This window comes from Proteinivorax hydrogeniformans (assembly GCF_040515995.1).
Classification (GTDB): domain Bacteria; phylum Bacillota; class Proteinivoracia; order Proteinivoracales; family Proteinivoracaceae; genus Proteinivorax; species Proteinivorax hydrogeniformans.
Genome location: NZ_CP159485.1, coordinates 2,221,375 through 2,237,038, shown reverse-complemented (window position 1 = coordinate 2,237,038; position 15,664 = coordinate 2,221,375). Strand labels below are relative to the sequence as shown.

The following is a 15,664-nucleotide window of genomic DNA, read 5'->3' as shown; positions in this document are numbered from 1 at the left end:
TAATTCTCTTAAATCGAAAGAAATACTATTAGTTTAAATATAATAAAAGTAAATAAGAAAGGATGATGAAAAATTTTGTCAAATATACTTAACTATATTAAAGGCAATTACAATAAAGACAGTTCTGTATTCAAAGTCACAGCTGCAATCATCGGTTTAGGTATAATATTCATTAGTGTTTACCTTGTAAGTGGTACTTATCTGAATAAAATTGAAGTGGAAATCACCGATGGCGGATATGTAACAGGAGCAGGCACATATGAAAATGGTGAAAACGTTACTTTGAAAGCAGAAGCAAAAGAGGGTGTAAATGCTATCCTAAAAGTGTACCAGTTAGAGCCATTTCGCTAGCGAATTAGTTTACCACCTATCATAAAATTCCTGTAAAATATAGTCAGATATATTTTCAGGAGGTTGAGGGGTGTGAAAATTGAAATGGATATGTATCAACAGATTCGCAAGCGATATCTAAACGGAGAGTCTCAAAGATCTATTGCAAAGAGTTTAGGCATCTCACGTCAATCGGTAAAAAAGTATTGTGACGGGTCAGCGCATCCAGAAAAAAGAAAGGAGTATAACAGAAGCCCAGTTAAAGTTACAAAAGAAGTAGAAGACTTTATCATAGGTTGTCTTAAGTCAGATGAAGAGGATAATATTAAAAAGCAAAAACATACTGCTAAACGCATATATGAACGACTTGTTGATGAGAAAGAATTTACAGGTGGTGAATCAACTATACGAAATGCTGTAAAAAAACTACGTGCAGAACAGTTAGTTCCACCTCAAAGCAATGTTCCTCTATCATATGAGCCAGGTGAGGCAATTCAGATAGACTGGGGCGAAGCCACAGCCTACCTCGATGATAAGAAAAGAAAATTGTATACTTTTTGCGCTAGGCTATGTTACAGCTGTGATATCTTTGTACAAGTCTTTAGAGCCGCCAATGAACAGGCTTTTTTAGAAGCGCAACAACGTATGTTTGATTTCTTTGGAGGAGTCCCCAGGCGAGTAATTTTTGATAATGCTAAAGTTGCAGTTAAAGAGGGTTTTGGAACCTATGCAAAACCACAAGATAAGTACTTTTCCTTCAGTGCCCATTATGCCTTTGAACTAGAGTTTTGTAACCCTGGTAAAGGAAACGAAAAGGGCCTTGTAGAAAACTTAGTTGGCTATTCTAGAAGAAATTTTTTAGTCCCTCTACCTAGGGTATCAAGTATAGAAGAGTTGAATCAAAAGCTACTGGAAGATTGCTTAAAGTACAGAGAAAAGCACCATATCAAAGGTCGCTCGAATGCTGTAAATGTAATGTACCAAGAAGAAAAACAGTTTTTAAATCCGATTCCCCCGTACCGGTTTGATACAAGCAAAACTAAAATTGTTTCCGTTGATGATTACTCCACAGCTTGCTATGAAAGAAACTACTACTCTGTCCCTACCAAGTATTTAAGAAAGGATGTAACTGTAAAAGGCTACGGTAATGACATCCAAATTTTTTATCAGAATGAAGAAATAGCTACACATATAAGAAACTACTACTCAGGAAAAACAGAGTATAAGTTAGAACATTACATAGACTTAATTGAAAGAAAACCACGCTCTGTTTTCAATGCTAAACCAGTTAAGCAAAATGTTACTGAAGAGCTTTTAATATGGGGCAAACAACTCCCCGGTGGTAACAGAGAAATGGTTAAACTCCTTCGCCTATGTCTAGACTATGGCGAAGAATATATACTTAGCATTAAAGAGGCGATTCCTGGGCATATTGTGCCAACTGTTGATATGATTAGAGCCCATTTAAGCAAACCTGTAGACACCCCTGTATTGAATCTAAATAAAGAGATAGCTGTCGAGGAGGTAGATTTAAATAAATACGATAAAAAATATGGAATGGTGGTGCAATAAATGGGCGAAATAAATATTAATGAAGAGACAATTGCTTTATATGCAAAGCAACTGCGAGTTCCTACCTTCAATAGATATAAAGACGTAATTCGTCAGCTTGATAACAACAAGTCCTATGACGCTTTTCTCATTGAGCTTTTGAAAATGGAGGCAGAATCTAGAAGAGAAAGTAGCCAAAAACGCAAGATTAAAGCTGCTAAATTTCCATACATGAAAACATTAGACGAGTTAGACCTAAGCAGATATGAGCATGTGTCTGAAGCTTGTTTTCATGAACTTGGTACATGTGACTTTGTAAGAAAAAGACAAAACATCGTTATGATAGGAAACACTGGGCGAGGCAAAACTCATTTTTCTATAGCATTAGGAATAAAAGCTTGCATGCAAGGTATGAATGTTAAGTTTTATACTGCAGCCAATCTTTCTAATGAACTTATTGAGGCTACTGAGTATAAGCGCCTGTTAAAACTAGAAAAACAGCTGTCTAAAACAGACCTACTTATCATAGATGAAATGTCTTATTTAACCTTTAACAGACATCAGTCTGAACTGCTATTTAAGGTTGTAGCAGATCGTGCTGAAAAGCGAAGTGTAATAGTATCCACTAACTTTAAGTTTTCAGAATGGACGAAGCTATTTGAAAATGAAACAATGGTATCTGCGCTTGTTGATAGACTTACATTTCGCTCTCACGTACTAAATATGAACGGAACCTCATATCGCGATGAGTACTCTGGTGAGCAAATATAATATTTTATTATAATAAATTTTTAGGAAATGCTCACAAGGTATTTCCTAAAATTAGGCTAGTAGTGGTAAACTTTTTCGTTAGCGCCGCTGGTAAACAAATTCGATAGCGGGTGGTAAAGAAATTCATTGACATTCGCAAAGAGGGGTATGTTTTTAAAAAGTGGACGGAAAACGGCGAAGAAATAGAAGTAGAAGCCAGGTTTCCTCGAGATAGATTGAAATATACCTTTAAAGCTGATGGAAATAGGAGGATAAAAGCTCACTTTACAAAACAGTTTATTGAAGACGAAAAAATAGTATCCTTTGTTCAATCTAAATTAGGTATAAGTCAAGATGAATACATAGGTAAGGAAAGACTAAAGGAGCTAAAAATAATAGAGATTCCTGTTGGTGCTACTAGTTTAGAGGGGTTGCAATATGCCGAAAACTTAGCTGAAATTACATTTTCAAATGACAATATAACTGACTATAGTCCCTTAAAAGATTTGCAAAACTTAAAGACATTATCTTTTTCAGATATAAACTTAGATAGTCTTGAAACTTTTAAGGAGCTACAACAAATCCAAGAAATGAGATTTTACAATGACACAGTAGTTAACAGCTTATCAGGACTTGAAAACTTTACAAGTTTAGAAAAAATGGGATTTTATGGTAACACCATAAATGACTTGCGCGATATAAAACATAATCAGACCATAAAAAAGCTTAGAATAGTTAGTGTAGAAATAGACGATTATAAATTTTTAAACAAGTTACCAAACCTAAAGCACTTATCACTAACCCTAGACTTTGATGAAACTACAAAAATAGAAGATGTTAAAGGCTTAGAGGAAGGATTGCGTAATTTAACAAAGCTTGAAAGTTTATTCCTAACTGGCATAGGTATAGATGACGTTTACGTTTTTAAAGATATGAAAAAGCTAAATGAGCTATACTTGAGTAACTCTAAGATAGATAGCTTAGAGGGGATAGATAAGTTACCTAGTTTAGGCAAGTTAGAACTAGCATCAAATGAAATAAAGGATAACAAAGCTCTTAATGGGCTTAGCAATGTGAAAACTCTTAGATATATAAGGAATAGTAATGGTGACCTAAGTTTTGTAAAAGAGCTTTTAAATCTTAGTGAACTTGCCATAGCTCGTCAAGAAATAGAGTCCTTAAGCTTTTTAAGCGATAAAGATAATCTATACTCACTAAGTCTCAAAGAAAATAACATAAGTGACTTATCTCCACTTGAAAATCTAGATAATTTAGAGGAGCTAGATCTAAGTTACAACAATATAAGTGATATATCCTCAATTAAAACCTTGCACAATCTCAAAACCCTACAATTAACTGACAACCAACTTTCAGACATTAGCCCAGTTGAAAATCTTACAAACCTTGATACGCTGTTACTTAGACATAATGAGATAAAATGCTTAACTCCCCTTAAAAATTTATATAAGCTGGAAGAACTGACATTGAGCAACAACAAAGTTGAGGACTTAACTCCATTAAGTAGTTTATCGAAATTAAGGGGTGTTGCTTTAGCTAGAAACCGCATAGCAGACATAACACCTCTAGCAGCACTAGAAAACGTTGAACGCATATATTTAAGTGGAAACTTAATTGAAGATTTTTCCTTATTATTTGAATTTAAAAGTTTGAAGTTTGTTTCGCTAGGTAGCAACAATATGGAAGAAGCTAAGCTGCGGGAAATTGCCAATGATTTGCAAAAGGAAGGTGTGGACGTCTTTATAGAAATCTTTTAATTAGGGGTGGTTTTATTGTTTAGCTTAAAGAAGAAGCTTATATCAGACAAAATTGTAATCCCGGTTAAGAAGAACAAAAAGATTGTGACGGTGTTAATGCTGTTAATTATTTTTAGCGCTGCCTATGTGGCAAGCAGTTCTCATCTTAAGGAAATTAACGCCATTGCGATACCAAAGGAGGGAGGGGTCGTAAAGGGGGGAGGAGGCTATAACATAGGACAGAAGGTAGCGATAACTGCAGAGCCTAAAGATGGGTATCGTTTAGAAAAGTGGATTGTAGATGGAGAAAAAATTTATGATAAAGAGCAACTGTTATTTGAGGTGGAAAAAGATAGTGAAGTTGAGGCTCATTTTGTTAGCTTGTTAGTACAGGGGGAGTTAAAAGAGGAGTTAAAAGCCTTATTAGAAGTAGAGGGAAATTTAACAAAAGATGACTTAAAAAAAGTTAAAACTTTAACTACCACAAGTCAAATAAATGATTTGACCGGCTTAGAGTATGCAACAAACTTACAAGAAATTAGTTTGGAGTTTAGAGAAGATGCGGCAATTGCAGGGATGGATAGGATTAGACATTTGTCACAGTTAAAAGTGTTAAACCTGCCTAATAGTAGCATATGTACCATCTCAGACTTAGAAAAGTTAAATAGTTTAAGATCATTAAACCTACAGAATAACGATATAGATGACTTATTCGGTTTAAGAGGCTTAATTAACTTAAAGGAGTTGGATCTTTCTCATAACTCAATTACCGACTTGAGCCCCCTTTTACATCTTACTAGTTTAGAAAAGCTAGACTTATCACATAACCAAATAGCGGATTTAACTCCTTTAGCTAACATGACAAATTTAAAGGTGTTAAAGCTAGAAGGTAATAAAATAGAGGACGTTACTGCATTACAGGGTCTTCATGGTCTAGAGGAGTTGTGCTTAAAAAATAATGCAATTGAAGACATAGATGCGTTAGCTAACTTAAAAAACTTAACTGAGCTAGACCTTTCTTATAACAATATCAATAATGTAGAGCCGTTAGCTAAACTAGACAGGCTTGCTAAATTAGATATACAGAATAACAACTCTAGCCAAGCTTATAGTCAGTTAGTTTCGCTACCCTCGATAGAAAATATGGTTTTTGATGGTGCCGCAATTTCTAACTATATAACGGTTACTGATGATGAAAAGGTTCAGTTAGAGTGGTCACCTTCTAGGGAGTATGTTTTCATGGTTATTACAAGTGAAGGCAAGGTAAGGGATATGCAAATTGCAGATTTTAGGTTATCTGAAGCTGGAGACCTCCAGAAGGTAGTAAGTGTGGCTAAGCAAGATAGCTCCATATTTGATAATCCAATAACACCTAGGTTTTTGGTGTGGGACGAAGAAAAAGCAAATTTAAAAATTAAGTATAACCTTAGACAAAATGAAAGTGAAATTAGATGGGAAAATCTCATGGTTAACCTAAAATAAGCACCCACTCTTTGAAAGTGGGTGCTTACTGCACAGTTAGCGCCATAAAACTATAATCAATCCGTATAAAAGTGCAAAAATTGCAGTAGAAATCACTGCCTCTTTAAGCGCTGGCTCTGTTTCTTGATGCTTCTTTCTATGAAAAAGAAACATTAATAATCCATAAATAGCAACAGCTATTATATAGCTAATTAGCTCACTCATTGGTATATCCTCCTTTATAAGTCAACGAACCCTTTACTTTTATATTCTGTAATGCAAGGTGAAAGTCCTGCGTTAGTATTAGCTTAATTAATGTATAAATGATATAATACTTAATATCAATAATTTGGAGATGAGATATTAAGAAATGTTTGTAGGAATGCGTATTGTCAAGACAGCCATGGCGGTTACAGTTTCAGTTGTGTTAGCTGATATTCTAGGATTAAATTCACCATTTTTTGCTGCTGTTGCTGCAGCTATAGCTATGCAGGGAAATTTAGTTGACTCTTTTAGTATGGGGAAATACAGAATTTTAGGCACTATAATGGGGGCAGTTTTTGCTTATATTGGCTCATCCTTTGCCCATGGAAATCCCGTTATAACAGGAATAGGTATCCTTATAATAATCTATGTTGCAAATAGGCTTGATTGGAATAAATCAATTACTATCTCTTCTGTTGTTTTTCTTTCGATTATGTTAGATAAAAATGAAACTGCGAGTATTTATTACAGTTTAAACCGTGTACTAGATACATTTGTCGGCATTGTAGTGGCAGTTATTATTAACTTTACCATTAGACCACAGTATAGCAGAGATAAAGTATACGATTATTCTGAGGACTTAGTCAAAAAGTATACCAACATAATTGAAATGCTTATTTTAAATAAAGAAGAGCTACCTTTAGAAGCTATCACCGAGGAACTAGATGAATTAGAAAACGAATTTCCATCTATAGAAAAAGAAGAGAAAATACCCATACATCCAGGTGAAGAGCATTGCGACGAAGACATTGACTTTGATGACACTAAAAAGTTATTGCACAAGCTTAACTGGAATGTTGTTTTGTTAGTGGATATGGGAGGCGGCTATAAGTTGGATGAAGATAATGCAAAGCTGCTTAAGAAAATATATGAAATAGATGTATCCCATAGCCAGAAACTTGATACAGATGATATAGTATTTAATTACCACTTAAAAATAGCTCTAGAGCTAATAGAAAAATTGTCAAAAAGATTTAGAGTAGAACAAGTAGAATAAAAGTTAAACACCTAGCGCTTAAAGTGCTAGGTGTTATTTATATTATTTTGGAGCTCAGTAAATGTCAGAGTCCGACCTTCCTTGTTTTGAACAAAAGTTTTACTGTGAAAACTTAATAATAATAGATTTAAAAAAGGGTTTAGAATATTTTTAATAGAACTTAAATAACAAGAAAACAAGTATGGATATAAATAGGGGGAGTTAGATGTATGGGTTAATTGAACTGCCAATTTGGAAAATAGGAGTCCAATTTGCTGCTTTGTTAGTGTTGGTTATAATTAGTTTACCTATAAAGCCTTACAAGTTAAGAGCATTGCAGCATATAAACAGTGAATCATATGAAAAGTTTAAAATCATTGCAGCCTTTGTTTTGGTTGGGGTTATATTAGCTTTAGAATCTACCGCCGCTATCAAATTTGTAAGGACACAAATACTACCTTATTTAAGCGAGACTCTAAAGCACCATGGCCTTCTAGAGTATATAGGTGTGATATATGTACAGCTTAATTTTGGCGAGGTATTAATATCCTTCCTTACTATGTTAATGATGATAATTCTGTATATCGAGTCTAGAAGGGCAGTAAAAGGGGGACAAAAAAGTGAAAATGATGGAAGATAAAGGACGGGATTTAAAGGAGAAAGATAATGTAAAAGAAAATGAACAAAGCGAAGGACTACTTTCATATCACAAGTTTGACTTTATGTTTTGTGCATATATAGCGTTTGTTATAGCTATCGGTTTTCTAATTTATCCGCAAATAAAAGTTCTTATGGCAAGTGAATTTTTCAAATACATACCTGAACAAAACTCAACTATGTATTTGTTGAGAATTCTATCTAACATGTTTTTATTGCCTATTGCTAACTTAGCGTTGATTACGGTATTTTATTTTGAAGTTAGAAGATTAAAAGGTAAGTCAAAAACAAAGTAAAGAAGTGCTAAAACTTTAACCCACTACTTAACTGCACTTAATATTATAAATGGAGGAGATATAAATGGATTTGACATCTTTGCCAAGAAGGAAGTACACAGATTTTTCCACACCTATAGAGAATCTTGAAAAATTATCTAAAAGCTTAGGAGGACCTAATATATATATAAAGCGGGACGATCTTTTAGGATTAACAGCCGGTGGAAATAAAACACGCAAGTTGGAGTTTTTGATTGCAGACGCTTTGGAAAAAGGAGCAGACACCATTATAACAGCAGGAGGAGTGCAGTCGAATCACTGTCGACTAACTTTAGCAGCCGCCAATAGAGAAAACTTAAACTGTATCCTAGTTTTAGAAGAAAGTGCCGCCGTAGAGCATGACACCCAAAAAAGCGGAAACTACTTTCTTTACAACCTTATGGGTGTGGAAGATGTGAGAATAGTTCCCAACGGAACTGATGTTTTTGAAGAGATGGATAAAGTAGCTTCGCAAGTTTACGCAAACGGTGGTAAACCATACAAAATTCCTGTAGGAGGTTCAAACTCTATAGGGGCAACAGGATATGTATCCTGTGCACAAGAAATTATCCAGCAATCATTTGATCTAGGTATATCTTTTGATTACGTTGTATGCACAAGTGGCAGCGGGGGTATGCATGCAGGTCTTATCACAGGATTTGAGGTAAACCAAAGTCAAACAAAAGTCTTAGGAGTTAGTATCAGCAGACCTAAAGAAAAAATGGAGCCGAAAGTTATGAAGCTAGTAAGCGAAACCACAAAGCGGCTTGGACTACAGCATACGATTTCTGAAAAATCAATAACCTGCTATGATAGCTATATAGGTCCAGGATATGCCCTGCCCACAAAGGAAATGGTAGAAGCAGTAAAGCTAGTAGCAAAAACCGAAGGAATCTTATTAGATCCAGTTTATACAGGGAAAACCATGTCCGGTCTAATAGATTTGATTAAAAAAGGCCGCTTCAATTCCGATGATAAAGTGTTGTTTATTCATTCCGGAGGGGCGCCGGCGTTGTATGCTTATACTTCCGAATTCATGCTAGGCTGCTAAAAAGCACCCATCTTCGTTGTTGCAATGTTTACCCCAGACCAGTCACGTATTATATATACGCTCCCGCCCTGGGGTAAACATTGCGCCTAGAATCTGGGCACTTTTAAGCAGCCTAGTGGGGTCGAAAAGCACCTACCTTCGTTGCTTCAATGTCATTCCCAGACCAGTCACGTATTATATATACGCTCCCGCCCTGGGAATGCCATTGCGCCTAGAATCTAGGCGCCTCTAAGCAGCCTAGTGGGGTCGGGAAAGCACCTGCCTTCGTTGCTTAAATGTTTACCCCTAGACCATCGAAAAGTATCTGACTTCGTTGCTTCACTATCACCCCTAGAACATCGAAAAGCACCTGCCTTCGTTACACACAGCATAAATTAGGGGGCAGCAAAATGTGAGTGTCCTGCTTCTAGAATCTAGGCGCCTTGGTCTTCCCTGTCAAGGGGAGGGGTCGTGCCTCTGTGCCGACCCGATCTTAAACATTTTTCTATCCCCAGCCACCAGCCACCAGCCACCAGCCACCAGCTACCTGCCAACCGCACCTGCCAACCGCACCTGCAACACCAAAGGAGGTCTTGCCATGCTCGAAAAAATTTGTTCGCCGCTTATAGAGTTTGACTATACTGGCCATTTAAATTTGTCACTTGTTATGGAAATGGAAAAGAAAAATAGTCGATTTGTCTATGTTTGGTCTAAAGATAACCATATAGATACTATTGAAGATGAAGACAAACTTCATCTTGTTATTAAAGCTAAAAGCACTCAGGAAATCGTTGGGTATATTATCATAGGTGGTATGAAATCGAAAGATAAATCTTTGGAGCTTGAAAGGATAGTTGTCGATAAAAAAGGTAAAGGATATGGCCGTGAAGCTATTAAACTAATAAAGAAGTTGTGCTTTGACATCTTATCTTATCATCGTCTTTGGCTAGATGTATTTGATGATAACGAAGCTGCAATTAAGCTTTATTTTAACGAGGGCTTTGTAAAAGAAGGGTTGCTTCGAGAGTGCAAAAAATATCCAGAAGGCTATAGGTCAATGCTAATTATGTCTATACTAGAGCATGAATATTATAATCAAAACAACCAAGAATAAGTCTTTTCTTGGTTGTTTCTTATGGTAGCAACAAAATTTTCTTTTCAAAAAGGGTTTGCTTAACCTAAGGGGAATATAATTGTTAATATATAGATTAAAAGGGGTGATTAATTTTGAAATGGCTTAAAATATTAGCGTTAACTTTTACGGCGATGGTAGTTTTATTCACTACTGTGTGGTTGCTAATTCCAGTTATGGGGCAACAAAGCTTAGGAGCGGAGCTTTCTGATAAACTAGAAATCCCTCATCCTACCGTAATAGCTCATAGGGGCGCATCTCATTTGGCACCCGAGTCAACAGCGCCCGCTTATAAGTTAGCTAGAGATTTAGGGGCAGACTATCTAGAAGCAGACCTTCAGCGCACTAAAGACGGAGTAATTGTTGTATTTCATGATGAAACTTTAGAAAGAACAACAAATATAGAAGAAGTGTACCCAAATAGACTACATCAAACCATAGATCAATTCACATACGAGGAACTTTTAAAGCTTGATATAGGAAGCTGGTTTAATGACAAGCACCCAGAGAGGTATAGAGAATCTTACTTAGGACTTAAAATACTTACATTAGATGGACTTATCGATATAGCTGAAGCAGGAAACAACAATCCAGGATTATATCTAGAGACAAAGTTTATAGACAAATACCCTGGGATGGAGCAAGATATAGTAGACATACTAGAATCTAGAGGTTGGATTGGAAAAGAGCCAAAGCTTTCAGGTATAGATAAGTCTTCTAATAAGGAAATAGGTGCTCCAACTGTTAATGTGGCGGAAGGTTCATCTAGAGTGATTTTTCAGTCCTTTTATCCCGAGAGTGTAGTGGAACTTAAAAAAATAGCACCGGATGTTTTGGCAGTACTGCTAATAAGTGAGTCCATAGAAGAAGAACGGGGATGGAACAAAATTATTGAAGAGGCTGTTAATATTTCAGATGGTATTGGTCCCGTAGGAACTTTGGCATGGCCATGGAGGTTAGGACCTGCACATAAACATCAGCTTATTATTCACCCATACACTATTAACCCTGCATGGCAAATGAAGCTACTGAGGCATTTCGGAGCAGACGGGGTATTTACAGATCGTCCTGAGATAGCAATTGAAGTTTATGAAAAAGGCGGGCCCATAAAGATAGAAGCATTATTCGAAAGACTAGGTTATTAAAGGCTCTTATACTAGTTTTATAAATGAGGTTCTTAAATAAGAAGGCATTAGAAATAAGCGCTGGGGGAAAGTTTTTTTAAAACCCCATAGTTTCTAAAGCTCTTCTAGCTAAATCCTGAAAAGATTCACGCCAAGATGTTGCGCCTGAAATAGCGTCAAGTTCATCGGGATCTTGAGTTTCTTGAAATGTATCTTCCATCTGTTGTACAAGCTCAGGCGGATCAACATCAGGGTATTGCTCTTGCCAATTACTTAAATATGGCTCATCAAACTTTTTGTTGATTCCGTTTCGATAATCGCTAAAATCTACCTGTTCTACGCTGTCATCCGATGTTGTTAAAAGCAGTTGTGGTCTATCACCTCTAGCATTCATTTCGCCTATAAAAACATATATCTGCTCATTATCAGATAAGTCAGCTTGCTCAGCTTGTAGCAGGGAGCCTATCGATAGCTTTTTAAGATTTAGGCCCCAAGATGTTGCGCCGGTAGTAGCATCAACTAAGTTTGGGTCTTGGGTGTTAATAACATCCTCTTCTCTTTCTTCAATTATTGCGATAGGGTCAACTTCAGGATATGCTTCTCTCCAGCTATCTAAGTATTCTTGATTTTCCCTTTTAAGGTTACCGTCTTCATCAATTTCGTCATACTTAAAAGACCGAATATCTCCATCAGTAACCTCCATTGTTAAAAGAGGTGTCCATCCTCTCTCGCTAGGGTTGCCATATACTTCGTAGTTTCCATCAGTTAGCTCAAAATCAGGCTGTGAGCGAGCCTTTCCAAGGGCTAAGTTTGACAGTTTAACAAAATTTGCATATGAACCAGTTGCTCCTGTGGCAATATCTATATCATTTGGATTCTGTCTTTCTAAAAGCTGGTCTTCCATAGTCGCAATCAAGGCCAAAGGATCAACGTCTGGGTAACGGTTTTGCCAGTTTTCGATATACTCATCATCATCAAGTTTACTATTGTTTTCTATGTCGTATTCATCATATTCTACTTTTACTATTTCTCCTTCAGATATATCTAAGCGCAATTGAGGTTGCCATCCCCTAGCATCCCTAGGTCTAACTGCCACATACTCACCATCATCTACAGGCAAGTCTTGATCAGTTATAAAAACTGAATTAGCAAAGACATTTTCATATATCGACCATCCCATAAGTGGGGCGATATCCCTTGCTGAAATATAAAAGTCGTTTTGAAACTCAAAAATATTAGCTGGCGTTAAGTTGACGTCATGATAGTAGAGTTTTATGTTGTCTTCAGATTCAATCTCCGGTGTTTGTTCTGTCTCTACATTATCATTGGTCAGCAAAAGCAAATTATCACCTTGCTCAAATATTAAATCAAACGACTCACTATATCCTGACAACTCCAAAGCTGGCAAATAAACTACTCCTTTATCTACTATAGGGTAGTTCTCAAATTCTATTTCCTCGTCATTTATATAGATGGAGCCATCAAACTGATCAAAATCTGGTTGTGCCTCTTCCTCTTGTTGTGGAGTGTCAGCCTCTCCATTAGGTGTAGGGTCTTCGGCATCTGGAGTTTCGGTATCCCTTGTTAAAAAGAAAATAACTAATACCGCAGCTATAATGACTGCTGCAATGGTCATTGTTTTTTTTGACATAATATCCCTCCTCATATTTTTATTAGTGTTTGTAAACTTGTTATATCTTATCCATTGGAGGGTTTAAATAAATTTAGAACACAATAGACCCAGCTCTAACATAAAGTCAAAGCTGGGTTTATTGCTAAATAAATATTCCTTTAAAGCTATCCAAAGCTAATTGGACATATTGGCCAAAGTCTGTATAAAACTCCAGCCAGAAAATGAATAACCCCATAATTAATGCCGGTACTTTGTTGATTAAGGAAGCGTAGATTGCACTTCGCCTATCCATAGCCAAAACAGGGAACAAGGCATCTCCGTCTTGGGAAATAGCATTAGCGATAAGTGCGGCAAAAGGCACTAAACCTTGGGTGAATAAAGCTACAAATATAATTTGAGGACCACATCCTGGAATGATGCCAACTGCAACTGCTACAAAAACTGAAGCTAACCCAGCTGCTAGCAATACGCTTTCTACTACTTGCTCACCGGCTGCGTAATCCCCTCCCCCTGCTCCTAATACTAAAAGCTCAAAAGCTAAAAATCCAACTAGCACCCAACTTGTTACAAAGGCAGTTTCTAACGTGCTATGCTTCAAAGTTGCTTTTAACGATTTAGACTTAGCCTCTTGACTTTCAACGCTATCGTCTCTAATCCACTTTTTACCTTTAAACATTATACCTAGGCAGAATAGAGTTCCTACAATACCGACGATGTCTCCAAACTCACCTAGAAAAGAGGAAAACTCCCCTATATCTATCATCAAAATTTCCATAGTTCCAAAGACCAAACCTACCGCAAGTAAGCCCCAAAAGATATAGGTTAGTTTTAAGCCATTTTTTTGTTGTGTTGGCGTTGGTTTTGGTTCCACTTTCAGCTTATCCTTTTGTCCATTTAATAAAGCCAGCTTCTCTTTATACTTACGGAGAATAAAGTCTCCTAAACTTGTTTTATCTACTAAATAGCCGGTAATAACAGCGGGAATAAAAGATAAAATTGACACAAGCACATAATGGTAGGGGCTAGTAGGTATAAGCACGAATGCCGAATCGCCCATAGTAGCCATTAGCGTTGCTACAACAGTACCAAATGTCACACTTCCCTTGAAGAATAACGGCATTACAAAAACTGCTCCCCCACAGCCTGGGGTTAATCCAAGTAGCGCACCAAGTATAGGCTGAAATCTTTTTGATCGTTCAATAGACTTAATAAAGTTTCCGGATTTTCTGTAATTTATATAGCCGAAAAGTAATAGAATCGCTCCCACAAAAACTCCTACTTCTAAAAAAGCATCTTCTGCACTTTCAAAAAAGAGCTCTAAAATTTCTAAAAACATACTCTCAACCTCCATTTATATTGAGTTACAAAAGTTAGCTAAGGGAAACTTCTGTACCTAACATAAACTATGTAGAAAGTGTTAATGAGGTGAGGAATAAATCATAGGCATCTATCATAAGTTTTAGGATAGAGAGGAAAGGGGGAGTGTTATGAGTAAAGATGACAAGTTTCGCACTGTTCGGGGGTATCAACTTGCTAATATGACAAATGATAAATTAACATCAAGTATGGAAGACTATATAGAAATGATATACCGTTTTAGGCAATGTGATGAAGGCATTAGGGTTACGGATTTGGCCAAGCGTTTAAATGTTAAAGAATCTTCGGTAACAAAAATGATGAAAAGGTTAGCAGATTTAGGGTTAGTAAGTTATAGAAAATATGGTACAATAAAGTTAACAAAAAAAGGAATGGAAGTAGGACGTTTTCTGTTAAGCAGACACGAAATCGTAGAATTGTTTCTTAAAAATATATGCTCATCTGAAGTTAGTTTAAAAGATGTTGAGTTAATAGAGCATAATTGTTCATTAGAGACTCTCCGTTTTTTCCATACGTTCAATAGTTTTTTAAGCTGTCATCCTGAAATTAAGTCCATGTTTAAAAATTTTAAAGAGGAATTCACAAAAGAGTAACACCTAAAAAACCTATGCATAAGTACAGTAAGGGTGTGGTAGTATGAAAAAATTCATCAATAAATTCAAGTATGCAATAGTTCTATCTATAATATTTATTTTTGCACTATATGTTATATCACATAGTAGAGGAAACATGGAAAACCTTACGGAATTTTTCTATCAACAACGTACAAATCCATGGACACCCTTTATTTACATTTTTGTGTATGTTTCTTTCGTGCTAATTTCGTTGCCCGCATCTGCGCTGACTCTTTTAGCTGGACCGTTATTTGGTTTTTTTAGGGGTTTAATTTACGTGCTAATAGGTTTTAATTTATCAGCTCACTTATGCTTTATTATTGCAAGAAAGCTAGGCAAGGAGAAAGTGGAAAAATTTATCGATGCAAACGGAAAAATCAAGAAGTACTCTGATAAGATAGGAGAACATGGGTTTATGGTAATGCTTTACTTAAGACTGATCCCTATATTTCCATATGCACTTTTAAACTATGTTTCGGGATTGTCAGTGATAAGCTTTAAAGAATATGCTTTAGCCACTTTTTTGGGCAAGTTACCTTTTTTAGCAGTAATGGTTTATTTTTCTACATCAGTTGCTGATGCTAAGGAAAATCCTCTTGGTGTGGTAATATCTATAGCTTTGATGTGTGTAATGTTACTTTTTGTAAATGTGATAAGGAAAAAGACTAAAATTGTTGAGTAAAAAAAGCTGTTATAT

General features: G+C 36.2%; 16 protein-coding genes. 13 read left to right on the top strand and 3 right to left on the bottom strand.

Going from position 1 to position 15,664, the window contains the following annotated elements; translation table 11 throughout:
* Nucleotides 1-75 precede the first annotated feature (75 nt).
* The 5 genes from PRVXH_RS10750 to PRVXH_RS10730 all read left to right on the top strand — a co-directional run bounded on the left by PRVXH_RS10750 (nt 76) and on the right by PRVXH_RS10730 (nt 5,867).
* Nucleotides 76-351: a hypothetical protein gene (locus PRVXH_RS10750; RefSeq protein WP_353892772.1), complete on the top strand. Its 276-nt coding sequence runs from the start codon at nt 76-78 to the stop codon at nt 349-351.
* A gap of 72 nt (nt 352-423) precedes the next feature.
* The gene (gene istA / locus PRVXH_RS10745) at nt 424-1,902 is read left to right on the top strand and encodes an IS21 family transposase (protein WP_353892771.1); all 1,479 of its coding nucleotides are present in this window, start codon (nt 424-426) and stop codon (nt 1,900-1,902) included.
* Nucleotides 1,903-2,652 carry an IS21-like element helper ATPase IstB gene (gene istB / locus PRVXH_RS10740; RefSeq protein ID WP_353892770.1) on the top strand — a complete coding sequence of 250 codons (750 nt, stop codon included), beginning with the start codon at nt 1,903-1,905 and terminating at the stop codon, nt 2,650-2,652.
* Nucleotides 2,653-2,762: 110 nt separating this feature from the next.
* The gene (locus PRVXH_RS10735; protein WP_353892769.1) at nt 2,763-4,406 is read left to right on the top strand and encodes a leucine-rich repeat domain-containing protein; all 1,644 of its coding nucleotides are present in this window, start codon (nt 2,763-2,765) and stop codon (nt 4,404-4,406) included.
* Between the two features lie 15 nt (nt 4,407-4,421).
* Nucleotides 4,422-5,867, top strand: a complete 1,446-nt coding sequence (locus tag PRVXH_RS10730) for a leucine-rich repeat domain-containing protein (RefSeq protein ID WP_353892768.1) — start codon at nt 4,422-4,424, stop codon at nt 5,865-5,867.
* Nucleotides 5,868-5,903: 36 nt separating this feature from the next.
* Here the strand turns inward: PRVXH_RS10730 and PRVXH_RS10725 are convergent, their stop codons facing one another.
* Entirely contained in the window at nt 5,904-6,071 is a 168-nt protein-coding gene (locus PRVXH_RS10725; RefSeq protein ID WP_353892767.1) for a hypothetical protein, read from the bottom strand.
* Nucleotides 6,072-6,216: 145 nt separating this feature from the next.
* Here PRVXH_RS10725 and PRVXH_RS10720 point away from each other — a divergent pair, with 145 nt between their 5' ends.
* From PRVXH_RS10720 to PRVXH_RS10695, 6 genes are all read left to right on the top strand, one after another.
* A complete protein-coding gene (locus tag PRVXH_RS10720; RefSeq protein ID WP_353892766.1) occupies nt 6,217-7,107 on the top strand; it encodes an aromatic acid exporter family protein in 891 nt (296 codons plus the stop codon).
* Between the two features lie 205 nt (nt 7,108-7,312).
* Nucleotides 7,313-7,726, top strand: coding sequence for a hypothetical protein (locus PRVXH_RS10715; RefSeq protein ID WP_353892765.1), 414 nt, complete (start codon nt 7,313-7,315; stop codon nt 7,724-7,726).
* On the top strand, nt 7,707-8,039 hold the full coding sequence (locus tag PRVXH_RS10710) for a hypothetical protein (protein WP_353892764.1): 333 nt from the start codon (nt 7,707-7,709) through the stop codon (nt 8,037-8,039). Before PRVXH_RS10715 ends, PRVXH_RS10710 begins: the two co-directional genes overlap by 20 nt.
* Nucleotides 8,040-8,103: 64 nt before the next feature.
* Nucleotides 8,104-9,108 (top strand): D-cysteine desulfhydrase, encoded by a 1,005-nt coding sequence (locus PRVXH_RS10705; RefSeq protein WP_353892763.1) that lies wholly within the window; start codon nt 8,104-8,106, stop codon nt 9,106-9,108.
* 577 nt (nt 9,109-9,685) lie between these two features.
* Nucleotides 9,686-10,201, top strand: coding sequence for a GNAT family protein (locus tag PRVXH_RS10700; protein WP_353892762.1), 516 nt, complete (start codon nt 9,686-9,688; stop codon nt 10,199-10,201).
* Between the two features lie 113 nt (nt 10,202-10,314).
* Complete coding sequence (locus tag PRVXH_RS10695) at nt 10,315-11,364, top strand: glycerophosphodiester phosphodiesterase family protein (protein ID WP_353892761.1); 1,050 nt, start codon at nt 10,315-10,317, stop codon at nt 11,362-11,364.
* 76 nt (nt 11,365-11,440) lie between these two features.
* Here PRVXH_RS10695 and PRVXH_RS10690 read toward each other — a convergent pair whose 3' ends face one another.
* Nucleotides 11,441-12,994 (bottom strand): hypothetical protein, encoded by a 1,554-nt coding sequence (locus PRVXH_RS10690; RefSeq protein WP_353892760.1) that lies wholly within the window; start codon nt 12,992-12,994, stop codon nt 11,441-11,443.
* 124 nt (nt 12,995-13,118) lie between these two features.
* Complete coding sequence (locus PRVXH_RS10685; protein WP_353892759.1) at nt 13,119-14,312, bottom strand: putative manganese transporter; 1,194 nt, start codon at nt 14,310-14,312, stop codon at nt 13,119-13,121.
* A 151-nt stretch (nt 14,313-14,463) separates the two neighbouring features.
* Between PRVXH_RS10685 and PRVXH_RS10680 the strand changes: the two genes are divergently transcribed.
* A complete protein-coding gene (locus tag PRVXH_RS10680) occupies nt 14,464-14,946 on the top strand; it encodes an iron dependent repressor, metal binding and dimerization domain protein (RefSeq protein ID WP_353892758.1) in 483 nt (160 codons plus the stop codon).
* 43 nt (nt 14,947-14,989) lie between these two features.
* On the top strand, nt 14,990-15,649 hold the full coding sequence (locus PRVXH_RS10675; protein WP_353892757.1) for a TVP38/TMEM64 family protein: 660 nt from the start codon (nt 14,990-14,992) through the stop codon (nt 15,647-15,649).
* Nucleotides 15,650-15,664: the final 15 nt, after the last annotated feature.